This window comes from Bradyrhizobium sp. JYMT SZCCT0180 (assembly GCF_018130165.1).
In the GTDB taxonomy this organism is placed as follows: Bacteria; Pseudomonadota; Alphaproteobacteria; order Rhizobiales; family Xanthobacteraceae; genus Bradyrhizobium.
The window spans coordinates 116,437-139,206 of record NZ_JAFCLZ010000020.1 but is presented as its reverse complement, the minus strand read 5'-3'; the positions used below and the strand labels follow the sequence as shown (position 1 = coordinate 139,206).

At 57.2% G+C, this 22,770-nt stretch carries 18 protein-coding genes; all 18 read left to right on the top strand.

All coding sequences use genetic code 11. The annotated features are described in order from the left end of the window. Positions 1-9 precede the first annotated feature (9 nt). The 18 genes from asnB (JQ641_RS27375) (at position 10) to JQ641_RS27290 (ending at position 22,767) form a co-directional block, all read left to right on the top strand. Positions 10-1,932: an asparagine synthase (glutamine-hydrolyzing) gene (asnB, locus tag JQ641_RS27375; protein ID WP_211998982.1), complete on the top strand. Its 1,923-nt coding sequence runs from the start codon at positions 10-12 to the stop codon at positions 1,930-1,932. Beyond that, the gene (locus tag JQ641_RS27370; protein WP_211998981.1) at positions 1,869-2,759 is read left to right on the top strand and encodes a class I SAM-dependent methyltransferase; all 891 of its coding nucleotides are present in this window, start codon (positions 1,869-1,871) and stop codon (positions 2,757-2,759) included. The genes asnB (JQ641_RS27375) and JQ641_RS27370 overlap by 64 nt, the downstream gene beginning before the upstream one ends. A 159-nt stretch (positions 2,760-2,918) precedes the next feature. Further along, the gene (locus JQ641_RS27365; RefSeq protein ID WP_211998980.1) at positions 2,919-3,899 is read left to right on the top strand and encodes a CDP-glycerol glycerophosphotransferase family protein; all 981 of its coding nucleotides are present in this window, start codon (positions 2,919-2,921) and stop codon (positions 3,897-3,899) included. Further along, positions 3,896-4,684, top strand: a complete 789-nt coding sequence (locus JQ641_RS27360) for a phosphocholine cytidylyltransferase family protein (protein WP_211998979.1) — start codon at positions 3,896-3,898, stop codon at positions 4,682-4,684. Before JQ641_RS27365 ends, JQ641_RS27360 begins: the two co-directional genes overlap by 4 nt. Continuing rightward, entirely contained in the window at positions 4,681-5,091 is a 411-nt protein-coding gene (locus tag JQ641_RS27355) for a hypothetical protein (protein WP_211998978.1), read from the top strand. The genes JQ641_RS27360 and JQ641_RS27355 overlap by 4 nt, the downstream gene beginning before the upstream one ends. Next, the gene (locus JQ641_RS27350) at positions 5,084-5,956 is read left to right on the top strand and encodes a formyl transferase (RefSeq protein ID WP_211998977.1); all 873 of its coding nucleotides are present in this window, start codon (positions 5,084-5,086) and stop codon (positions 5,954-5,956) included. Before JQ641_RS27355 ends, JQ641_RS27350 begins: the two co-directional genes overlap by 8 nt. 26 nt (positions 5,957-5,982) lie before the next feature. Next, positions 5,983-8,994, top strand: a complete 3,012-nt coding sequence (locus JQ641_RS27345; protein WP_211998976.1) for a PEP/pyruvate-binding domain-containing protein — start codon at positions 5,983-5,985, stop codon at positions 8,992-8,994. Continuing rightward, positions 8,991-9,635 carry a gamma-glutamyl-gamma-aminobutyrate hydrolase family protein gene (locus JQ641_RS27340; protein WP_211998975.1) on the top strand — a complete coding sequence of 215 codons (645 nt, stop codon included), beginning with the start codon at positions 8,991-8,993 and terminating at the stop codon, positions 9,633-9,635. Before JQ641_RS27345 ends, JQ641_RS27340 begins: the two co-directional genes overlap by 4 nt. 1 nt (position 9,636) lies before the next feature. Beyond that, complete coding sequence (locus tag JQ641_RS27335; RefSeq protein ID WP_211998974.1) at positions 9,637-11,046, top strand: glycosyltransferase; 1,410 nt, start codon at positions 9,637-9,639, stop codon at positions 11,044-11,046. 11 nt (positions 11,047-11,057) lie between these two features. Beyond that, positions 11,058-12,410 (top strand): hypothetical protein, encoded by a 1,353-nt coding sequence (locus tag JQ641_RS27330; RefSeq protein WP_211998973.1) that lies wholly within the window; start codon positions 11,058-11,060, stop codon positions 12,408-12,410. Positions 12,411-12,413: 3 nt separating this feature from the next. After that, entirely contained in the window at positions 12,414-13,058 is a 645-nt protein-coding gene (gene hisH, locus JQ641_RS27325) for an imidazole glycerol phosphate synthase subunit HisH (protein WP_211998972.1), read from the top strand. Further along, positions 13,055-13,813: an AglZ/HisF2 family acetamidino modification protein gene (locus JQ641_RS27320; RefSeq protein WP_249150736.1), complete on the top strand. Its 759-nt coding sequence runs from the start codon at positions 13,055-13,057 to the stop codon at positions 13,811-13,813. The genes hisH and JQ641_RS27320 overlap by 4 nt, the downstream gene beginning before the upstream one ends. Before the next feature lie 98 nt (positions 13,814-13,911). Continuing rightward, entirely contained in the window at positions 13,912-15,063 is a 1,152-nt protein-coding gene (locus JQ641_RS27315; RefSeq protein ID WP_349628630.1) for an N-acetyl sugar amidotransferase, read from the top strand. A gap of 144 nt (positions 15,064-15,207) precedes the next feature. After that, a complete protein-coding gene (locus tag JQ641_RS27310) occupies positions 15,208-16,737 on the top strand; it encodes a hypothetical protein (RefSeq protein ID WP_211998971.1) in 1,530 nt (509 codons plus the stop codon). 132 nt (positions 16,738-16,869) lie between these two features. After that, positions 16,870-18,306 (top strand): hypothetical protein, encoded by a 1,437-nt coding sequence (locus tag JQ641_RS27305; RefSeq protein WP_211998970.1) that lies wholly within the window; start codon positions 16,870-16,872, stop codon positions 18,304-18,306. A gap of 312 nt (positions 18,307-18,618) precedes the next feature. Beyond that, positions 18,619-19,836: a hypothetical protein gene (locus tag JQ641_RS27300; protein ID WP_211998969.1), complete on the top strand. Its 1,218-nt coding sequence runs from the start codon at positions 18,619-18,621 to the stop codon at positions 19,834-19,836. Positions 19,837-19,876: 40 nt separating this feature from the next. Further along, positions 19,877-21,835 carry an asparagine synthase (glutamine-hydrolyzing) gene (gene asnB, locus JQ641_RS27295; RefSeq protein WP_211998968.1) on the top strand — a complete coding sequence of 653 codons (1,959 nt, stop codon included), beginning with the start codon at positions 19,877-19,879 and terminating at the stop codon, positions 21,833-21,835. Next, positions 21,832-22,767 (top strand): NAD-dependent epimerase/dehydratase family protein, encoded by a 936-nt coding sequence (locus JQ641_RS27290; protein ID WP_211998967.1) that lies wholly within the window; start codon positions 21,832-21,834, stop codon positions 22,765-22,767. The genes asnB (JQ641_RS27295) and JQ641_RS27290 overlap by 4 nt, the downstream gene beginning before the upstream one ends. Positions 22,768-22,770 lie beyond the last annotated feature (3 nt).

The following is a 22,770-nucleotide window of genomic DNA, read 5'->3' as shown; positions in this document are numbered from 1 at the left end:
GCTAACTTCATGTGCGGCCTTGTCGCACTGGTTTCTCCGAGACCAATCGAGCCTGCCATTCTCGATCGCATGCGCGATCGTATTGCCCATCGCGGACCAGATGGCTTCGGATCGTGGATTGGAACTGCCGGAACCGGCCACGTTGGTCTTGGGCATCGGCGGCTTGCCATTCTGGATTTGCGCGCGACGGCAAATCAGCCGATGTTTACGTCCGATAATTCGTGCGCGATTGTCTACAATGGTGAAATTTACAATTTTGCCGAGCTGCGCGAGGAAATGGCGCAGAATGGAGTTCAATTTCACACGACCTGCGACACGGAGGTTCTTCTGCAGGCGTACCTGACCTGGGGTACGGAGTGTGTTAGTCGGCTCAACGGGATGTTTGCCTTTGCAATCTGGGATCGGCGTTCGCGGCAGCTATTTGTCGTTCGCGATCGGTTCGGCGAAAAGCCGCTGTTCTATGCATCTCTAGACGGCGGCGGAATTGCTTTCGCTTCAGAGATGAAGGCCCTTTTTGCACATCCCGAAATCGAGGCCACGCTGGATCACGAGCAGGTCGAGCGATATGCTGGTGGCGCCTCCCTCGATCTGTCGGAAGGGACTCTGTTCCGGATGGTTCGGCGAGTTCCTGCTGCAACCGCCATGATTGTCAATGCGAGTGGCAAGATCGAACGGCAATGGCGATACTGGACTCCCAAGTTTGAAGGTACCCGTCCCTATAACCGCACGCAGGCTGTAGAGCAGTTCAGATCGCTGCTGGAAAAAAGCGTGGAACTGCGCCTGCGAAGCGATGTGCCGCTCGGCGCTTGTTTATCGGGTGGTCTTGATTCGTCGGCGCTCGTCGGATTTACCGCCAAGAACAGCGAGAACGGGCGGTATCCGGGCAAAACATACTCCATCAGGTTCGACGACGACCCGGAGATATCGGAAGGCCATTTTATAGATCTCGTCAACCAGCACAGCGGCGGAGATCCTCGACCCCTCAGTGTTGATCCGACGCGGTTGATCGAGGAATGCCAGCTGCTTCATTGGCACCATGAAGAACCAAACGTTTCGGCATCGACCTATCTGGAATGGTGTCTGATGCGGCTGGTTCGTCAGAGCGGCGACATTGTCGTGCTAAACGGACAAGGGGCTGACGAGCTTCTTGGCGGCTACCAGTATTACTTTCAAATGGCGCAATTCGATTGGCTGAAGCAGGGGCGATATGCACACGCTGCTAAAGAAACGCTGATGTGGGCATGGAAGCTAAAGCGAGAAGCCGCCAAGTATGAAAATGGGTCACGACGGATTGGCTTTTCGGTTGCGGAATTGGCGAATTGGGGGGTTAGGCAGTGGCGCGAGGGTATGGACCCGGATGAACCGGCCCGATCGGGAGTGCCGTCGTCGAAAGGTGGAAACACGTTCCGGCATCTGCTCGCGCATGGTTTACAGTACTCTGTCTTGCCCGAGCAGCTTAACTCGGCCGACCGCAATGCGATGGCATTCGGCGTAGAGGCACGCTTTCCGTTTCTCGATTACAATTTCGTCGATTGGTGCATCGGGCTTCCCGATGATGCGCTGCTGCATAACGGATGGCACAAACACATCTTGCGATCCGCGACGAAGGATTATTTGCCGGAGCAAATTCGGTGGCGAGTCGATAAGATGGGGTTTGCGGCTCCCTTTGACGTCTGGATGCGAGGTCCGCTCAAGAATTGGTGTCGTGAGCGGCTTTTTGAGGGGCCGATAACGAAACTGAAGGCATACGACCGAGCAAAGATGACCGGCATGTGGAACGACCTCCAGGATGGTCTTGCCCCGCGGCATTGGGATTTGTGGCGCTGGATAGGATTGAATGAGTGGTTACTTCTTTCTGAAGGCGGACTTTGGAAGACGTATTCCCCGAGTTTAAAGAGCGCATCAACCAATCTTTCGGCCAGAGCGGTCTAGCAAGCAGCATGATTCCAAAGAATTACAGAGCCAAACTTAGCCTTCGACCGAAGGTGCATGGGAAGGTCGTCCGACTGGCCGCCGTTATGCACGGCCTTGCGATCAGGCTGACGTCGCACGCGCGTGATGGCGTTATGGCGTTGTATTATTCCGACAAGGACGGCGATACACCCGATCCCATGCGTGATCAGCTTGCGCTTCAGCGCAAGATTGACGACGTCTTGCGGCGCTATAAAGCTGATGCGGCCAGCTTCAAGTATTTTCACGATCTTCCTTATCAGGGATTGGCCATCGCCGGCGTGCTCGGCGATAGAATGTCCGACTATCGTTTTGACGATTACGAATTGCGGCGCTGGATCAAGCCGAATGAGTCCGTCCTCGATATCGGATGCAATTGCGGTTTCATCGCTGTGCTGGCCGCCTACCGAATTGGCGCCTCTGCACACGGCATAGATATCAATCCCTACATGATCGAAGTCGGTCAGTTGGTAGCGAAGCATCTGCGAGTCGATGACTCGGTCCACCTCTCGGCTGGAAATCTCGTCGAATATCGACCCCCAGCCCCGTTCGATACCGTTCTGTCATTCGCTACTCACTGGACCGACGATCACAATTATCGCGTAAGCATTGTCGATCATATGGAGCGAATGGCTTCGCTGCTTCGCCCCGGTGGGACGCTGGTATTCGAAACCCATTGTAATGACGTCGGTAGCGCCGAGTTCTACGAAGGGATGGCCAGCGTCAAGGACAGGCTCTTTCGATTTGACGGGGTCTACAAGAAGACGGACGCCGGTACGCGCGAACTCTACATCATGCAGCGTATTTGAAGTCGTCTCGGACGGGGCCTGACGTCTGTGCTCAAATCGGTGCTACGCTGGTTCAAGCGACCGCCATCTACGGACATATTGTTCTATGCCGCCTCATGGGTTGATGAGGTATGGATTCGTTCCACCATTTGGGAAAGCCGCAGGCGAGGCTGGAATGTTGTGTTCGCCATCACCGGCCCGGCGCCCGCCACCGACATCGCGCGTTACCAGGCGATGGGAGTTACAGTCGTGTCCTCGATCGCACCGCTTGCGTTGCGGACGATCAGCGCTCCGATCGCAGTGACGGCCTCCAGCGGGATACCGGCGGACTGGTTCGATGTCGCTACAAGCTACCGTATCCACATGCCGCACTCGCTGGTCAGCCTCCATATGGCGTATCCCGTCGACGCATTCGACGGCTACGACGTGCTGTTCGCCGCCGGGCCTCATCACATTGCCGAATTCGAGGCTCTGGCGCGAAGACGGAATCTCGTCGGCCGTCAAAGCAGAGCGATCGGGTACGGCAAGGCGGACGTCTTGCCAGCTTCGGAGCTGCCCGGCCAGACCGGGAGAAAGCCGCATGTGCTGTTGGCACCTTCCTGGGGGCCGGAGAGTCTCCTGCCGCGTCTGGGGCGGGAGCTAACGCGAGAGCTGTTGAAGCAGTACCGAGTGACACTGCGCGCACACCCGATGCAGGTCGAAAACCAGGACCCGGCGTATCTCGAGATGATTGAGACGTTCAAAGGGCAGGATTTCAAAGTCGAATTGCCGACTGAATTGCCAGTCTCCATGAATGAAGCCGACGTTTTCATAACCGATTATTCCGGCACGGCGTTTGAATACGCACTGATGCGCAGGAGGCCGATACTGTTTGTGGACGTTCCACGAAAGGTAAACAACTCCACCTGGCAGGATCTGGGTCTTGCGCCTATCGAGTTGCGTGCCCGCGAAGAGGTCGGGGTTGTCGTACCGGCGCTTGCTCCGGCATGCGCGGCCGCGGCCGGCCGGTTGCTGCAGGATCTTGCGAGTTGGGAGAGCCGAATTGAAGCCGCGCTCCCGGGCATCGTCTTTCGTCGGCCGTCGGTCGCCAAAGCCGCATGCGACGCGATTGAAGGGCTCGGTCGGCGCGGCCTGCAACCTCGAGCCACGGTGTCGCCATGACGTCTGCCGTCATCCTTGCTGCGGGTTTTGGTGCCCGTCTGCGCCCGATAACGGACACGCGGCCCAAATGCATGGTCTCGCTTGCCGGCCGTTCGCTGCTCGACAGGCAACTTGAGGTCTTCAGGGATTGCGGCATTGACGATGTTTCGATCGTGCTTGGCCATGCGCCGGAAAGCGTTGACCCTGCGGTATATCCGTTGCGGCGATTCATGAATGAGGAATACCGCTCGACCAATATGGTCGCCTCGCTCATGCGAGCGAGCGCATTGTTCGATGGTACGAGGGATGTCCTCGTTAGCTATGGCGACATCGTCTATGAACGCCGCGTGCTCGAGAGCGTGCTAGCAAATCGTCACGAAATTTCGGTGGCGGTAGATCGTCGATGGCGTGACCTGTGGGAATTGCGCATGGACGATCCTCTGTCAGACGCAGAGACGATGCGCATCGCCTCGAACGGCCGCATCGAAGAACTGGGCAAGAAGCCAAAGTCATATGACGACGTCCAAGGACAATATATTGGGCTGTTTCGGGTGGCCGCCAGGGTCGCGCCGAAGGTTGTGGAGTTTCATCACCGTCTGCCCCCGGAGGGGCCCTATGACGGGCGCGATCGCTCCAACATGTTCATGACGTCCTTCATTCAAGCGCTCATCGATGCTGGTTTCGACGTTGGTGCCGCCTTTATCGACGGGGGCTGGCTGGAGATCGACCAGCTTGCCGACCTGGAGCGTTACGAGGGTCTGGCCGGCAAGGGCACGTTGAGCGGCTATTACGACGATCGACTATGATGAAGGTGTCCCAATTCGTGTCGGATCTGCCAGCGCCACGGGCAGCAGATGAATTCTTCTCCGTCGAGTGCTTCCTGGCGGAGCAGCGGGAATTGGAGGACATCGTCAAACACCGCGCAACCTTCGACCGCCTGCGCCGGAAGGTCGAATTGACGCGGCGGCTGCTTGCCTTTTACGACCGGGACTGGCGTCAGCCCGGAGACGGGATCGTCGCTGCGCCGCAATATGCCACGCTTCTGTGCGCACAGTTGTTAGCTCTTGCCGAAGCCGACCGCGAATGGACTTGTCTTAATGCAGCGTTCAAGATGCTGGACGGAATATTGCTGGCGCCAGAAATCGTATCATCGCCCTCGTTGAAGGCATGGGCGGAGCGCCTCGCGGAAGGCATGACGCTGTCGCATGCGTAGTCTTTCGCTAACTGTTGTGGCGGCGCGGCATTGCCCGACGAGCCGCACTTATCTCACTTATCTCAAGGAGGCGGGGTTCCGTCCGTCAAAAGTGTTGCTGGTCGACTTCGTTGGCTACGTTCCGCGCTATGCGAGCTTGCGGAAGAAGTTTGGCGAAAGGCTGGCGTGGCTTTGGTTGCAACGCCTCCGCTCGCCAGCGGTGACGGGTGATGACGAGTTTTGGGCTCTTTGCCGTCGTGTCCAGGCGAACGTGCCGCGGCCTATCGATTATTCCGTCGAGTTCGATCATTCGGCTTACTGCGACAAACTCCAGCGCGTCACCGCGGTAGACTACAATGATGCCGGCTTGCACCGGACCTTGCGCCGCCAATCATGCAAGATCTTTCTTTATACTGACGGAGGACGCGTACCTCCTGCGCTGTTGAATGACCCTTCGATTCGCTTTCTCCATATCCATCCGGGTGTTGTTCCCGAGGTGCGTGGTTCGGATGGGTTGTTCTGGTCGCTTCTGATACGGGGGCGTCCCGGCGCCAGTTGCTTCTTCATGAATCAAGGCATCGACACAGGTGACGTGATCATGACGCGCGATTTCGATCGACCGGCATTCGATGGAATTCGGTCCGCGGTGGAGCGGGATGCTCCCACCGCCTATCGTGCGGTTTTGCACGCGTTCGATCCTCATCTGCGGGCACAATTGTTCGTCGACGTCGTAAAGCACGTCGACGGTGATTTGCGCCGACTGACAGGGCGACGGCAGGAGCCGACAGAAGGCATGTCATATTACTGGATGCATCCGGCGATGTGGCGACGTGTTCTGACACAGCTCGACACAGCGCCCTCACAATCATGCACACAAGCATCTTGACAACGGCAAAAGCGCGCGAGGCGCGCTTGATCATTCTTGGCGCCGGACGTCCGTCCGTCGGGCGCAAGCATAGCGCGCTTCGGGTCGTCGGCAGGGATCGCAAGACGCTGGATTGGATTCTGCATGCGTTCAAGAAATTGGTGGGAGGCACCGTATTCGTTGGCGGCTATGAAATGCAGAGCGTCTTGGAGGCCTTTCCCGGCGTCGACTTCGTTCTGAATTCGGCCTGGAACGAGACCGGCGCTGCGGGGTCGTTGCTCGCCGCGCCGATCGAGGAGGACCGGGACTGCTACGTTTGTTACAGCGATATCGTCTTGCGGCCTGAGCTCGCGCGCAAGATGGCCGATGCTCCGGACTATGCGATCGTCGTTGCCATTGATAGTCAGCCGGAGCACGAGACCGGGATCCGTCGCACGGAGCGCGAGGCGATACGGATCGACGAAGGTCGTGCGATTGGTGTCGGGGTGGCCGGGCCGGGGCGGCGGGCTGAATTCATCGGCGCAGTGAAGTTCCCGGCTCACATGATGCCAGCGCTGCGAACCATGAAGGTGTCGGCCGACCCGGCGTTGAGACAGGGGCACTTATCGGCGATTGTGGGCGCGCTGATCGCCGATGGCCACAACGTCCACCTTGTCGACGGGCATGGATGCTGGTCGGATCTCGACGATGATCGTGACCTCACGCGGTTCCTGTTCGGTACCAAGGCGGAGACGCTCGAACGCCTGCGCGAACGTATCAGCCACTCGATAATCCTGGAGCAGGTTCGAATCGATGTTGGCCGCTGGAACGATGATGACCAGGCGTGTCTGCAGCAAATAAGTTCGCTCGGGACAGGGCCCTTCGCGGTCCGTTCGAGCGCCTTGGCGGAGGACAGTTTCGCGAGCAGCAATGCCGGCAGGTTCAAAAGCAAGCTCGATGTTCAGGGCAATGAGGAAGCCTTGCGTGAGGCCATCGCACAGGTGATTGGATCGTACGACGGTCACGATGCGGCCAATCAGGTGCTGGTCCAGCGGATGGTGGGCAACGTTCGCGCGAGCGGGGTCGTGCTGACGCGTACCGGTCGCATTGGCGGCCCGTACATTACGGTGGCTTGGACTGAAGGCGACCGCACCGACGATGTAACGAGCGGCCGGGCGCAAGACCAGCGGACTCTCGTATTGTACCGTGGCGCGTCGACAGTGGTTTCCGGCGTTCCGCGGTTCATTGCGGATCTGGTCGAGGCGACGCGTGAGATCGAAGATATTTCCGACAATGACACGCTAGACCTGGAGTTTGCGGTAGACCAAGCCGGCCGTGTCTTTGTCCTCCAGGTCAGGCCCCTGGTTATCGCTCATGAACGCACCAGCGAGACGGACGGGCAGGTGATGGAGGCATTGAGCTTCGTCGAAAGCCAGATGAAGGAACTGGCGACTTTGCCGCCCTCGCAGGTTGGCGACAGGACGATCTGGGGCGTGATGCCGGACTGGAACCCGGCAGAGATCATCGGAATCCGTCCCGGCCGCCTCGCATTCGATCTCTACCGACGTTTGATCACTGACGAGGTATGGGCCAGGCAGCGCGCCGAATATGGCTATCGAAATGTCGGACGTTGGCCGCTGGTCCGACGATTTGCCGGTCACGCCTATGTAGACGTACGAGCGAGCTTCAACTCCTTCGTCCCCGCGGTCATCGACGAGGGCACGACGAAGGACCTTGTCAACGCCTGTTTGGATCGCCTTGAGCGTAACCCGGAGTTACATGACAAGGTCGAATTCGAGGTCGTGCCGACGGCTTGGTCCTTTGACCTTGACGCGAAGCTCGCCCGACTGGCTGATGAGGCCGGTCATCGTCGAGAGCGATTTGCCGCGATGGCGCCGGCCCTGGCAGATATCACTGCTTCCGGCATTCGTCGCGCACATGGTGACCTCCAAGGCTCTTTGACATTCTCATCGTTGCTCGACAAGCGTCTGGATGAGGGGGCGCAGAAGAACGATTTATCATGCGCTCTCGCGCTGATCGATTTATGCAGCGAGCACGGCACGTTGCCGTTCGCGCATCTCGCGCGCGGCGCGTTTGTCGCGATGACATTGCTGCGCAGTGCGGTTCGAGAGCAGGTGCTGTCGCATGAACGTGTCGAAAATTTCCTACAGTCGATCAGCACCGTGAGCCAGGATTTCGTGTCAGATGCCGTCGCCGTGAGATCCGGGAACCTCACTTTTGCGGAGTTCGCCGGCCGCTACGGTCATTTGCGTCCTGGCACCTACGACATTGCTTCTGCGTGTTATGCCGAGATGCCAGATCGATTTTTGAAGCCGATTGTCGATGTCGCTAAAGTCAAACCGCATGTCGAACATATCTGGACGCTTGCAGAAGCGAACGCGCTTACCAGCCGGCTGCGCGCTGCGGGAATTGACGTCGAGATGGACACGTTAGACGCGTTCTTCCGCGAATCCATCCAGGGCCGCGAACTTTCGAAGTTTGTCTTTACGCGCGCTTTGTCGGAAGCACTGAATATCATTTCGAATTGGGGTGTCTCGATCGGAATGTCGCGCGAGCAACTCGCCAATCTCGAATTGTCGGATCTCGTGGCTTTCTCGCGCGGTATTGGGGCCGACGCGGAGCAACTGCGCACGCGAGCAGACGCGGGAGCTGAAGAATCCCAACTGGCTTGCTTCGTCGAGTTGCCGACGCTGATCTGTCGCGCGGGCGATCTTTACAGCTTCGAGCATCAACAAACCCAACCGAATTTCGTGACTGGCAAGAGCGTAACGGCGCCCGGGATCGCACTGCGCGACGACGATGCGGCAGGCGATCTTGCCGGCAAGATCGTCATTGTGCCACGCGCCGATCCGGGATTTGACTGGATATTCGGCCATCGTATTGTCGGCCTTGTTACAATGTACGGCGGTGCCAATTCGCATATGGCAATTCGTTCGGCCGAGTTCGGTTTGCCGGCAGCCATCGGCATCGGAGAATCGCGCTACAAGGAGCTGGTCGATGCGACACTGGTGGAACTCAACTGTCGCGAGCGGCGGTTGAGCGCGGTGGCCCGCCCATGACAAAACGCCTCGTGGTCGCTTTGACGCAACGCGTAGACGTTTCGCAAACTGGTGAGCGACGCGATGCACTGGATCAGGCGTGGGCTGCAATGATGGAACAACTCGGCCACATTCCGCTTGCGTTGTCGAACAATGTAGGGTCAGCGGACGAGTACCTTGCTGCGCTGGCCCCTGACGCAGTGATACTCACCGGCGGCAATGACGTTGCGACCTTGCCTGGCGCAGTAAATCCCGCGCCCGAACGAGACCGATTGGAAGAGGCAGCGATTGCGTACTGCCAGCATCGAAGTAAACCGCTGCTCGCTGTTTGTCGGGGTCTTCAGATGCTCAATCTTCACTTGGGAGGAACGCTCGTGCCGGCCCATGATCATGTTGCCACATCGCACCCAATTCGCGGCGAATACCTGCAGGGTGTCGGCTCGGTCAACAGCTTCCATAATTGGGCAATTCAGAGCGGCGGACTGGCTAAGGACCTCGTCGCGCTGGGGACTGCGCCCGACGGCACGGTCGAGGCTGCGCATCATGGTCGGCTGCCCTGGTTCGGCGTCATGTGGCATCCCGAGCGGCCGATTTCGGATCCCGCCTTTCACCGCAACCTCGTCGGCGCCGCGATCGAGGGCCGGCTCAAGGGGATTGCCTAGCATGAGTGCGACCGCTGTTGCTCCACCGGCTTTTGGCGATGGCAGGGCAGACTGCATGTATTTCCTGATGTATGACAGCTGGCCGTGGGAGATGCGCAGCAATCGATGGCATTATGCCTCGCGCTGGGCGCGACACTTGCCGGTTGTACTGGTGCAGCCGGTCCTGATGAAGGACGACGAGCCATCGGTTTCCCTGGCCGAGCCTCGCATTCCAAATGCACGCATTTTGCATGTCCGTGCGGCGTACCCGCCACTCTGCACGCTGACGACAGGCATCCTGCAAGCAAGGCAGCTTCACGACGATATGGCCGCCCACGGTTACTCGCGGCCGATTCTGTGGACCTATAATCCGGATTATCTGTTTGCTTCGGAAATCTTGCCGGCGTCCATGCGTGTTTTTCACGCGACCGAGAACTATTTCTATTTCGAGCGTTTGACCAAAGGCTTCATTGAGCGGCTTAAGCGCCTGTTGGCGATCTCGGATCTGGTCATCGGTGTCAGCGAAGGCGTCGTTGCGTCGCATCGTCCGTTCGCGAAGGACGTAGCGACAGCCGTAACCAATGGCTGCGACTTCGCATTCTACAATACGCGTGAGCGCGATGCGACCGTGGTACGACTTGGCGAAGGTTGGGAGAAAACCGCAGTCTATGCCGGAAACATCAACAACAGGCTCGACTTTGAATTGCTCGATGCCGCAGCCGCAGCCAACCCCACGACGAACTTTGTCTTCTTCGGCCCGATTTCCGGAATTGCTGAAACCCCCGACGCTGCGCGTTGGAAACTGCTCGTTTCTCGCAAGAATGTTAGCTATCAGGGAGCCGTTGACGTCGAACGGCTACCCGGGATCTTTGCGGCCGCCCACGTTGGGCTGATACCCTACAAGAGTGACCCAATTCTGGTAGACAACACCTTTCCCCTGAAAGCGTTCGAGATGCAGTCGGCCGGCCTTCCGGTCGTGTCGACTGATCTCAGTGCACTCAGAACCGAAACGGGGCCGGGGCTTCTCATGGCATCGGGAAGGGATGAGTTCGTTGACGGTGTCAAGCGAGTTGACCGGCGGGTTCTTGGTGACAACGACCAGCTGATCATGCGGCAGCAATGCCTGGCACATGATTATGATCGCAAGTTCGATGCCGTGTTTGAACTGGTCACGTCGCACCTGAAGCGGGACCTCGGCATCAGCGCTCCCGGACTGGAACTACGCGGACTGGCCTCCGCCATGCAGAGCCCGGAAGAGCTGGCGCGACTATACGCGCCCAGCGCGCCCAATCCGCCTCGCCAAGTGAGCATCCGTAGCCTGCTAGCCGAGCGGATGTCCCGGATCGAGGAAGCCATTGTCAATGGGGTTCGGTCGAAAGTGCCGCGACCTGTCAAAAACATCCTGAAAAAGGTTTTGAAGGTAAGTCCATGAATAGGTCTGCGATGCAAGACCGAAAGCTGAATATTCTAGTCGTTTATTGGCACAATGCGCCCACGATGCGCATCGCAACGTACGATCATTTGTACTGTTTCGAGCGGCATTTGCCCCAGCATCGCGTCTTTTACCTAAATCTGGAGCACAAAGATCTGCCGGATTACGCGAAGAATATTTCCTTCGACATTATCGTTTTTCATGACCTTTTCTTTTGCGGCAGATGGGGAGGGCCTGCGCTCTTTAACCGGCTTTGTAGCCAGATTGAATTCTTGCGTGATTCGCCGGCAATCAAGATTGCCGTTCCCCAGGACGAATTTATCTCCGCCGATTTGTTGTGCGACTTCATTAATTCCTACGATGTCAGAGCGGTTTTCTCAGTTGCTCCCGCAAGCGAATGGCCGAAGATCTATCCGCTCGTCGATAGGCAGAGAGTGCAGTTTTATACGGTCCTTACTGGATACCTTGAGCAACAAACTCTGCGGAAGATCGACGCGCTGCAAGCCGGGCGTCGTGACGCTCGGGATATCGACATCGGCTATCGGGCGGGCGGAAGAAACTGGCGGCAAGCCTCTTGGCTCGGACGACATGGCATCCTCAAGATCGAGATAGGAGATCGTGTCGAGGCGCATGCCCGAGGGACAGGTATTCGAACGGATATTTCGTCCCGGCCGGAAGACGTATTTATGGGCGACGCGTGGTACGATTTTCTGTTGCGCTGCAAGTACACAATTGGCCTTGAGGGCGGCGCCAGCATCCTGGATTGGGATGGCACCATTCGAATTCGCACGCTTGATTATGTGGAGAAACATCCAGCCTCCAGCCTGGAGGAGATTGAATCTCAGTGTTTTCCGGGGATGGATGGGACGTTTGCCCTATTTGCATTGTCGCCCCGACATCTCGAAGCGTGTGCGACGGGCACATGTCAGGTGTTGATTGAGGGAGACTATAATGGCGTATTGGAGCCATGGGTCCATTACCTGCCATTGAAGCGCGACTTCAGTAATCTCGCGGAGATTATGTCACTCGTGAAGCAGGACACTCATAGATCTGAGATCGTTGGGCGTGCCTACCGGGACATCGTGCAATCCGGAAAGTACTCCTACAGTGCGTTTGCGGAGCAGGTATTATCGGAGACCCTCCAGCTGTCTCCCGGGCTTGCTCAAAACGCAGAAATCTTCGGAATAGATGAGACGTATGAGCGTGCGCGGGAGGAGCACAAAGCCGCCAACGCGCGTCTTGGCCAGCCCGCCGGCACGAGTACGGCCCAATGGCTGCGTGGCCTGAATGTCGGCGTTAAGCAGCGCGCTCGGCGGCTGATCTCGCGCGCGGCTCCCTGGCTGAACAACGAAATTCGCGGCTAATCGATGATCGCGATCATCAACTACGGCATCGGAAACCTCGGTTCAATCCGGAACATGATTGAACACGTCGGCGGCAATGCCGTGATAACCGACAGTGCGGAGACGTTGCGAGAAGCGACAGCGCTTATTTTGCCGGGCGTCGGAGCCTTTGACGCGTGCGTCGGTGCCTTGCGCGGTTCGGGGTTGCTGAGCGTTATTGAAAGACGGGTGCATACGGATCGAATCCCGCTCTTGGGAATTTGTGTTGGCCTACAACTGTTGGCGGATCGCAGTGAAGAGGGGCGTGAGCCTGGTCTCGGTTGGATCAAAGGCGACGTGCAGAGGCTTCGGCCCGATCCTGAAGCGAAGCTCAAGGTCCCTCATCTGGGTTGGCGTTCTATCGATGTTGGGTCGGCTGGTATCTGGACGGAAGTCGGCAATAGGCCACGATTCTACTTCGCGCATTCCTACCATTTTGTGCCGTCAGACAAGGAAGTGATCGTAGGTACGCTCGACTATGGTGGACCTGTTGTTGCGGCGGTTTCTCAAGAAAACATACTCGCGGTTCAGTTTCATCCCGAGAAGAGTCACAAATTTGGCTTTCAGTTCTTCAGGCAATACTTGAAAGAATTGGGAGCTCCGTCGAACGAGGGGCGGAAAAAAGCTTGAAGGAAATCCCGCGCATCATTCCGTGCCTGCTTATTGAGCATGGTCGTCTCGTCAAAACCACCAAGTTTACCGATCCCAAGTACGTTGGCGATCCGCTCAACGCGGTCCGGATTTTTAACGAGAAAGAGGTCGACGAACTCATTTTTCTGGATATTTGCGCCTCAAGAGAGCGAAGCGAAATAGACTACGATTTGATTAGTTCGATCGCATCTGAATGCTTCATGCCTTTTGCCTATGGAGGCGGCCTGCATAACCTGGATCAGGTGCGTCGCGTTCTCCGGAACGGCGCTGAAAAAGTCATCTTGAGCACTGCGGCGCTTGAGAATCCCGGGTTGATTTCCTCTGTTGCCGACGAGTTCGGAAGTCAAAGTGTGGTGGTATCGATCAACATAAAGAGAAAGCTATTCGGAGCTTATTGCGTGTTCGACCCCCGAAACAAGAAACCCTTGAGCCTTGAGCCGTTACAGTTCGCCAAGCAATGTGTGGAGCACGGGGCTGGCGAGCTATTTTTGAACGACGTCGACCGAGATGGGACACGAGCGGGCTACGATGATGCTTTGATACGCTCCGTCTCGCAGCATGTCGACGTTCCAGTCGTCGCTTGCGGTGGGGCGTCGTCAGTCGAAGACTTAAAGCGCGCAATAGACGTGGGCGCCTCTGCCGTGGCGGCCGGCAGCTTGTTTGTGTTGCACGGAAAGCATCGTGCCGTATTGATTACCTATCCGGAACGCGAGAAGTTGGAGCGGATGTTCTGACGATATCGAAAGTTCCGTGCCTATCCAGGCTATATCCCGGTTGGTGTGCGCTCTGTAGCGGCTGCCGGTGAGTTGGATTGACCTCTATCAAGTGGACGATGATGAATAGCAACGTGCGGTATCAGATCTGTGTCCGATGCGTAATGGACACGACGGATGAGAACATAATCTTTGACGAGTCCGGAATTTGCAATCATTGCAAATTGATCATGGATCGCAGGGACAATTACTGGCTCCCCGATGAGCGCGGAGAAAAAAAGTTAAACGCTCTTATCTCTGAAATGAAACAGCGAGGGCAGGGAAAGGCGTACGACTGCGTTCTGGGCGTCAGCGGCGGGGTCGACAGCTCTTACCTCCTGATGAAGGCTCATGAGGAATGGGGCTTGAGGATCCTCGCTATTCATGTCGACGCAGGATGGAACAGCGAACTCGCCGTAAGAAACATCGAGCTGATGATCACAAAGCTCGGAATTGATCTGCACACTGTTGTGGTCGACTGGGAAGAGATGAAGGATTTGCAGGTCGCGTTCCTGCGGGCAGGCGTACCCAATCAAGACATACCGCAAGATCATGCCTTCCTGGCGGCACTGTACAAGGAGACCGCGCGCCAGCGGATTCCCTTTGTTTTGACGGGGAGCAATTACGCGACGGAGTCCATTCTACCGAGCGCTTGGGGCTATAGCGCAGGCGACCTGACCCATATTCGGGCAATTCACCGGCGGTTCGGAAAGCGACGGTTGAGCAAATTCCCCATGATGGGTTTTTGGTACTTCAACTACTACCTTCCAAAACTTCTTGGCCTGAAGATCGTGGCGCCGCTTGATCTTATGCCTTTCAGCAAACGGTCTGCAATTGAGGAACTCGAGCGGCGATTTGGCTGGCGCTATTACGGGGGCAAGCACTACGAATCGCGGTTCACAAAATTCTTCCAAGGGTACTATTTGCCGACGCGTTTCGGGTTCGACAAACGGCGCGCTCACCTGGCTAGCCTGGTGGCATCGGGAGAGATGACGAGAGACCAGGCCCTCGCCGAACTTCAGCAACCATCCTACTTTGCCGAGGATATCGCGAAGGATCGGGCGTTCGTCTTGAAGAAACTCGAACTGTCGGAAGCCGAGTTTGGCGAACTGCTGGTGGCGCCGCTCAAAGCGCATCGCGAATACCCGACTAATGAGTGGATGCATAAAGTACGTTGGGCCGTGAGCTTCAGAGAGCGACTTAGAATTCTTCGGAAGCACCTTGGCTTCTAGTGAGTATTTACCAAGCCGTCGTTCGTGTGGGCCAATGCATCCTTCGTGGCTCGTTCAGCGTTCGCGGCGGACAATCGTTCGACAGCGCTGGCCTGAGCTTTCGCGTTTGCTGAACTCCACGGCAGTTTGCCAAGGAGACTGAGAGTGGCCGAAACAATGCCTGATCGAGAACCAGGGACAGGAGGGCGGCTGGCCGCTCAATCACAAGATCATAGCGGCAAGTTTGCTACTTTGCAGGAAGAACCTCTTACAAAATCGAAGTCCCAGACCGGCGGTCGGCGGTTGTCGATACTCGTCTTGTATTCGCCCCATGCCCTCTTTACCTCGACCGTGATGGAGCACATCAGTTCGTTCGGAGCGTATTCTCAAAACGATGTGCACTACGCGACCGCTGTCGATGCCGTCGACTGCTTGTACGACATGGCGAGCTTCGATGTCGTTGTGATTCACTACTCTGTACGTCTTTCCCTGGAGCAGCACATTTCGCCGCAGGTCGCTGCTGCAGTTTCCGGCGCTCGTGCACATCGAGTGCTGTTTATCCAGGACGAGTACGAGTACACCGAGCGCGCCCGTCGGTGGATAGAGACGCTCAACATCGATACGGTGTTTACCTGCATCCCCGATGGTCAATCGGAAAAAATATACCCCTCAAGTCGTTTCAAACGCGTGAGGTTTTTGACCAATCTGACCGGATATGTACCCGAGCGGCTCGAGAGGATGGGGGGCTATAAGCCGCTTAGCGAGCGTCCGATCCATATTGGGTATCGAGGCAGGCCGTTGCCGTTTAGATTCGGCGATCTGGCCAAAGACAAGTACATGATTGGCTACCGAATGCGTCAGGAGTGCCAAACAAGGGGCATTCCGCACGACATCGAAGTCGAGGAAGACCAGCGCATTTATGGCGATGCCTGGTACGATTTTCTTTCAAACTGCAGGGCGGTTCTAGGCAGCGAAAGCGGATCGAACGTTTTCGACGATGACGGAAGCATCGGGCGTCAGGTCCAGGCCGCGCTTGCAGAAAATCCGTGGCTCACATACGAGCAGATACGAGAACGCTATCTGGCTTCGCATGAAAGCGAAATTCGGATGAATCAGATATCGCCTCGTGTATTCGAGGCGGCCGCGACGAAATCGGCGCTGATATTGTTTGAAGGAGAGTACAGTGGATTGCTTCAACCCGACGTCCACTATCTGCCTCTGAAGAAGGATTTTTCGAATCTGGAATCCGTCATCGAGCGGCTTTCAAGGCTCGATCAATTGGAAGAAATGGTTGATCGCACCTACCGCGATATTATTTCGTCTGGTCGCTGGTCCTATAAAGCTTTTGTTGCACGTTTTGACGAGCATCTGGACTGCGTCTTGCCCGTAGCAGGAAGAACACCGATCGAGATGTCTTCAAGCCCGGACTATGATGGTTGCTACTTTGGGGGGCTGACGAACTGGCCGATTTCGAGCGACGGCCTGCGTGATGCCCCGCAACGCGTGCGATCTCGGTTTGTTAAGGATCTTGCTGCGACAAAGTCATCTTGGGGTGTTCCGCTGCCGGTGTTCAGGAGTGGCTCGCTTGCGCGCAGAGTCTACCGTCGATTGCCAGGTTGGGCGCGTCCTACCGCAGATATGGCTCTACGAAGGCTGCGTGACTTTGCCAGCCGCCTGCCGCGCTCTCAAGGTTAGCGGTTTTGAATAGCCAGGTGCCTCCGGCAGTCCGTCGGCCGGCCTGATTGCGCATCCGTTTTGCTGCAATGTGACAAGTGAATTCCTGGCTCGCTCCTTCCTTTCTTTTTGCATGACATCAGGCGGACCGTAATGGTCAACACAACTCCCAAGCGAATCCTCGTGGCTTATTCAAGCTCGTCGACCTACGTGTCGACCACGATGGAGTATCTGCTGTCTTTGAAGAAGTTTACGAAGTTCGATGTCGATTACGTTCACGTGACGGGTGGCGCACAGGTGAACTTCGATCTGAACGAATACGACGTCCTCTTCCACAGCTATTGTTGTCGGCTGATCTTGGACGACTATGTGAGTGAGAGCTACAAACAGGCGCTGCTGAATTTCCGAGGCCTGAAGATAATCTCCGTGCAGGACGATTATGACCGTACGGCCCGGCTCCATCAAGAATTGAGGCGGCTCGGCTTTCATGTCTTGATTACGCCTGTGCCTGGCGATTTCTGGCATCTCGCTTATCCAGCATCTGAGCTTCCGGGGCTCAGAATTGTGAATGCTCTGACCGGCTATCTGCCGGAAGGTCTCCTGGACCGCCGTCCCTTGATTGTGCCGCTCGATGAGCGCCGGGTCTCCGTTGCTTATCGCGGCCGCAACCTCGGGCCGAAGTACGGACGGCTCGGTTTCGATAAATACGAGATCGGCCGTCGTATGGCGGAGCTTTGCAGCGCGCGCAATATTCCGCACGATATTGCAATGGATGATGCAAGCCGGATCTATGGAACGGCGTGGTTTGAATTCCTCGGGGCCAGCCGCACCATGCTGGGATGTGAAAGCGGATCGAATTTGTTCGATTTCGACGGGGAGTTCGAGAAAACGATTGAGCAATTTGAGGCAGCGCAGCGCCGCAAAGCGACATATGAGGAGTTCGAGGACGTGACACGTCCCATCGAGGCATCATTTGACATGGGCCAGATATCTCCCCGCGCTTTCGAGACGGCCATGATGATGACTCCAATGATTCTGTTCCGAGGAAATTATTCCGGCGCGATGGAAGCTGATGCCCACTATTTGCCACTCGAAAAGGATTTTTCGAACGTCGACGACGTGCTCTCAAAAGTTGGCGATACTGAATACCTGGCCGCCATGGCCGATCGCGCCTATAGGCACTTGATAAGGCCGGAGAAATACGGCTACCAGGCATTCGGCCGGATGATTGAAGAAACCATTGAGGAAGAGTTTCCGAAGCGCGTTGATCCGCGTTGGGTTGAATTTCGGGCTAGAACGCAACTCAATTCGAACGCGGCTGTCGTGCAAGGAACAGTGGTGCAAGAGATGGCGACCGATCTGCCGGTGGATGCCGTAACGCTGTTCAGGAACTCAACCCAAGGGACGACAGAGCCAGGGACGACCGAGCTTCAGCACAACATTTCGGCCCAAGGGGGGGCGGAACTTCGGCACAAGACGGCTGTTCCGAGATCGGAACGGCTTGCCAAGCACTATCCTTTCGCCTTTTGGGCCTATAAGTGGCTCCCTACGCCTCTTCGAAAGCGAGTGCGGCGCCATCTGGGCATCTAGTATGGGCCGGAAGGGTCGCCAGAGGCGACGCCTTGCTCGCCTTGTGAAGTTGCAGAAAGTGCCTGAGAGATTGTTCCATCGATACGATAGATCGGGAAATGATCGTGGTGAATTCGTGCGGAAGTTGCTGCCTGGCGGATTCAAGTCGCGGGCGATGATTTTGTCGGCGGCCCCGAATGTCTCCGTGCGCGCAAGGTGCATCGCCTCATGAGGCGAGAGATACTGCTTCTCTGCGACTACCGCGAGGACGGTGCTGCGACCGTGCGTCAACACATCGACTCTCTGATTGAGTGCTCCCGCCACCGGATCAGAATGATCTCGATCTTTGGTGATCTGCCGCCGCGGCTCGATCTAGATCATTTCGACGCGGTGATCGTTCACTACTCTCTGATCGCCTGCAACGACAGTTACGTGACCTCTCGCACGCGCAAGGCGCTCGCGAACTTTCGCGGACTAAAGGCAATCTTTATCCAGGACGAGTATCGTTTCGTTGACGCGACGATTGCGGCAATGCAGGAAATCGGGATCGACGTCCTCTTCACGTGCGTTCCCGAACAGGAGATCGAGAAAGTCTACCCGGCCGGACGGCTTCCTGCTGTGACCAAGGTAAACGTGCTCACGGGCTACGTCCCGGAGCACCTGCTTGAGCTTGACGTCGAGCCTTACGAAGAGCGCCGGATCGATGTTGGATACCGAGCCAGAAAGGTGCCGGCATGGCTTGGCGAACTCGGCCAAGAAAAGTATGAGATTGGTCGAGCATTCCGCGAGCAGGCAACGAACGATGGGCTCACACTCGACATCTCCTTCCGGGAAGAGGATCGCCTCTACGGTGAGAAATGGACGGAGTTTGTGCGCTCCTGCAAAGCAATGCTGGGCGTGGAGAGCGGGGCTTCCGTCTTTGACTTCACCGGCGATATCCAGAAGGCGGTCGACGCGTACGAGCGTCGGAATCCGGGTGCGCAATTTCAGATCCTGAAGGAGCTTTATTTTGCGGATGTAGACGGCAAGATCTCCCTCAACCAGATATCACCTCGATGCTTTGAGGCTGCAGCCTTGAGGACACTACTCGTGATGTACGAAGGTGAGTATTCCGGCCGAATGCAGGCTTGGCGGCACTACGTGCCTTTGATGAAGGACCACTCGAACCACGCTGAGGTGGTCGCTGTTCTCAAGGATCCAGCGCGTGCCCGCGAAATTATCGAGCGAGCTTATCGAGAAGTGGCTTGCAATCCCGATAACACATTTGGTGCTTTTGTTGCAAAGTTTGATGAGGTCATTTCAGCCAGCTTCCGAGCGGACCAGAGCGCAAGCCTGCCGTACTTGTGCGATCGCGATTTCGAGGTTGCCGCCGCCCCGGGGTGGGTCGCGCGCCGCCGCTGGGTCACGCGAAACATCATAGAACGCTGCTATCGCCTGCTATTCTCAACCGTGTTGGGCCGTGCTAGACCAGAGACGCGCGAACTGGTCCACGCGTGGCTGAAGACCCTGTTGCACCCATTACGGTCGGTGCTGGCCCACCTGAAATCCTGAATCCTGAACTGATCAACAATTACATGGGCAAGACGTTAGTATGTGCGGCATAGCCGGTTTCGTATCGCTGCAAGATGCTCCCTTCGCCGAGGGCGCGTCCGCGCTTGGCGCGATGTCGACGTTGATATCGCATCGTGGCCCGGACGGCGACGGCGAATGGATGTCCTCGGATAGACGCGTCGGCCTCGTGCATCGCCGTCTCGCGATCATTGATTTGACGGCTAGCGGTGCGCAGCCGATGCGGGCGCCAAATGGCACGATCATCACCTACAATGGCGAAATCTATAACTATATCGAGCTGCGCAATGAGCTCGCCGCTCACTGGACTTTCCGTTCGACCTCCGACACGGAGGTCATCCTCGCGGCTTATGATCGATGGGGGGAGGATTGTGTTTCCCGCCTGCGTGGAATGTTCGCCTTTGCGATTTGGGACGAGCGCAACCAAAAGTTGTTTGCCGCGCGTGATCGATTCGGAATCAAGCCGTTCTATTACACCGAACAGGGCAATCGAGTCTTCTTTGCTTCGGAAGCCAAGGCATTGCTGCCCTTTCTGAGCGATATCAAAACCGATTCGTCTGCGCTCGCGGAATACCTCACCTTCCAATACACGATTGGCGCCCGAACTCTGTTCGAAGGCGTTAGCGCTCTCTTGCCGGGGCACACCTTCGTCGTTTCCGCCGGTGCTATTACTATCCGGCGATACTGGGACGTTCAGTACGACGTCGATTTCAACCATAGCCCGCGCTACTTTGAGAGCCGTTTTGAAGAGCTGGTCGCGGATTCGCTCAACATCCATCTCCGCTCGGACGTGCCGATTGGAGGCTATGTGTCGGGCGGTCTCGATTCCAGTCTGGTGGCCTTGCTGGCCTCCAAGCACGACCATCGTAATCGGCTGGCCTTCCATGGTCGCTTCACGGAGTATCCGGGCTATGACGAGAGCCGCTACGCCCGCGAGGTCGCCGAGCGCGCGGACATGGCGCTCCACATCAGCGACATCACGGCAGAGGATTTCCGTCGTTCGCTGAACGACGTCATTTATCATCTCGATTTCCCGGTTGCCGGTCCGGGCTCATTCCCGCAATATATGGTCTCGGCGCTCGCCGCGAAGCACGTCAAGGTTGTATTGGGCGGGCAGGGCGGCGACGAGCTGCTCGGCGGTTACGCGCGATACCTCGTTGCTTATTTCGAACAGTGCATCAAGGCGGCGATGGACGGCACCTATCAAAAGGGCAATTACGTCGTCACCATCGAGTCCATCGTCCCCAATCTCGGCTTGCTGCGCGAGTACAAGCCGATGATCAAGGAGTTCTGGCGCGACGGGTTGTTTGACGACATCGACAAGCGTTACTTCAGGCTGGTCGATCGCTCCACCGACATGGTCGGCGAAGTTGACTGGTCATCGCTCGATAAGTCCCGCGTTTTCGAGGCATTCCGCGACATCTTCAACAACCAGGACAATGTGAAGAAGGAAGCCTACTTCGACAAGATGACGCATTTCGACTTCAAGTGCCTGTTGCCGGCGCTGCTGCAGGTCGAGGACCGGATGAGCATGGCGCATGGTCTTGAGAGCCGGGTGCCGCTGCTCGACCATCCGCTTGTCGAGTTCCTGGCGACGGTGCCGGCGGACGTCAAATTCAAGGGCGGTCAGATGAAGCAGCTGATGAAGACCGCCTATCGCGACGTGCTGCCGACGAGCATCGTCGAGCGCCGCGACAAGATGGGCTTTCCGGTTCCGCTGAAGGAATGGTTCAAAGGGCCGCTCGAGGGCTTTGTCGCCGATGTTTTCGATCAGCAGCGCGCTCGCAAGCGGGCCTACTTCAACACCGATGTCGTGCTGGCGAACTTCCAGGGTGCCTCGCAGTTCTCACGAAAGACATGGGGGCTCCTGTCGCTCGAATTGTGGCATCAGCGCTTCCATGATCGGGCGAATGAGTTTAAGGCAATGCTCAAACCCGGGCAGCAGGCTGCCCGCGCTACGTTGAGGGATACAGTTCAATGAAGGTCTTTGTTACCGGCGGAGCCGGCCAGGTCGGATCGACCGTGATTGATATGCTGCTTGCGCGCGGCGACGAGGTGCTGGCCATCGACAATTTTTCGACGGGGCGGCGCGACAACCTCACACAGCACGCGAATCTGCGACTGATCGAGGACACGATTGTCGACGGATCGGTCGTTGACAAACTGTTTGCCGAGTTCAAGCCGCAAGTGGTGATCCATACGGCGGCATCCTACAAGGACCCCGACGATTGGGGCACCGATGCGCTGGTTAACGCCGCCGGTACGGCCAATATCGCGAAGGCGAGCAAGACCCATGGCGTCTCGCGACTGGTCTACTTCCAGACCGCACTTTGTTACGGCACCAAGCCGACCCAGTCGCCGATCACGCTTGACCATCCGATCAACCCGGTGAACTCGAGCTACGCGATTTCGAAGACCGCAGGCGAGCACTACGTCCAGTTCTCGGGCGTCGATTGGGTGACCTTCCGCCTCGCCAATGTCATCGGTGAGCGCAACGTGTCGGGGCCGCTGCCGATCTTTTTCGAGCGCCTGTCTGGCGGCAAGAAATGCTTTGTCACGCCGGCGCGCCGCGACTTCTGTTATGCGCCGGATCTCGCCCGCGTTGTGGTGCGTGCGGCCGATGGCACCGGCCACGGCACCTACCACTTTTCGTCGGGCAAGGACGTCGCGATCCGCGAGCTCTATGATGCCGTCGTCGCGGCGATGAAGCTCAACGATTATCCGGAACCGGAAGTGAAGCCGCTCGGCCCGGATGATGCCGCCTCCATCCTGCTCGATCCGTCGCGGACCTTCGCCGACTTCGGCGAGGTCGAGTTCACGCCGCTGTTGAAGATCGCTGAAGCTGCGGTGGAGCGCTGGAAGCGCGAGGGCGTGCAGGGCGGCTACACCCATCTCAAGGTTGCTCGCTCCTGAACT

What these genes read in the sequence shown, in the direction of transcription:
- asnB (WP_211998982.1), top strand. Translation starts at nt 10, where the DNA reads ATGTGCGGCCTTGTCGCACTGGTTTCTCCGAGACCAATCGAGCCTGCC.
- JQ641_RS27360 (WP_211998979.1), top strand. Translation starts at nt 3,896, where the DNA reads ATGACGTCTGCCGTCATCCTTGCTGCGGGTTTTGGTGCCCGTCTGCGC.
- JQ641_RS27355 (WP_211998978.1), top strand. Translation starts at nt 4,681, where the DNA reads ATGATGAAGGTGTCCCAATTCGTGTCGGATCTGCCAGCGCCACGGGCA.
- JQ641_RS27350 (WP_211998977.1), top strand. Translation starts at nt 5,084, where the DNA reads ATGCGTAGTCTTTCGCTAACTGTTGTGGCGGCGCGGCATTGCCCGACG.
- JQ641_RS27340 (WP_211998975.1), top strand. Translation starts at nt 8,991, where the DNA reads ATGACAAAACGCCTCGTGGTCGCTTTGACGCAACGCGTAGACGTTTCG.
- JQ641_RS27335 (WP_211998974.1), top strand. Translation starts at nt 9,637, where the DNA reads ATGAGTGCGACCGCTGTTGCTCCACCGGCTTTTGGCGATGGCAGGGCA.
- JQ641_RS27330 (WP_211998973.1), top strand. Translation starts at nt 11,058, where the DNA reads ATGCAAGACCGAAAGCTGAATATTCTAGTCGTTTATTGGCACAATGCG.
- hisH (WP_211998972.1), top strand. Translation starts at nt 12,414, where the DNA reads ATGATCGCGATCATCAACTACGGCATCGGAAACCTCGGTTCAATCCGG.
- JQ641_RS27315 (WP_349628630.1), top strand. Translation starts at nt 13,912, where the DNA reads ATGATGAATAGCAACGTGCGGTATCAGATCTGTGTCCGATGCGTAATG.
- JQ641_RS27305 (WP_211998970.1), top strand. Translation starts at nt 16,870, where the DNA reads ATGGTCAACACAACTCCCAAGCGAATCCTCGTGGCTTATTCAAGCTCG.
- JQ641_RS27300 (WP_211998969.1), top strand. Translation starts at nt 18,619, where the DNA reads ATGATCTCGATCTTTGGTGATCTGCCGCCGCGGCTCGATCTAGATCAT.
- asnB (WP_211998968.1), top strand. Translation starts at nt 19,877, where the DNA reads ATGTGCGGCATAGCCGGTTTCGTATCGCTGCAAGATGCTCCCTTCGCC.
- JQ641_RS27290 (WP_211998967.1), top strand. Translation starts at nt 21,832, where the DNA reads ATGAAGGTCTTTGTTACCGGCGGAGCCGGCCAGGTCGGATCGACCGTG.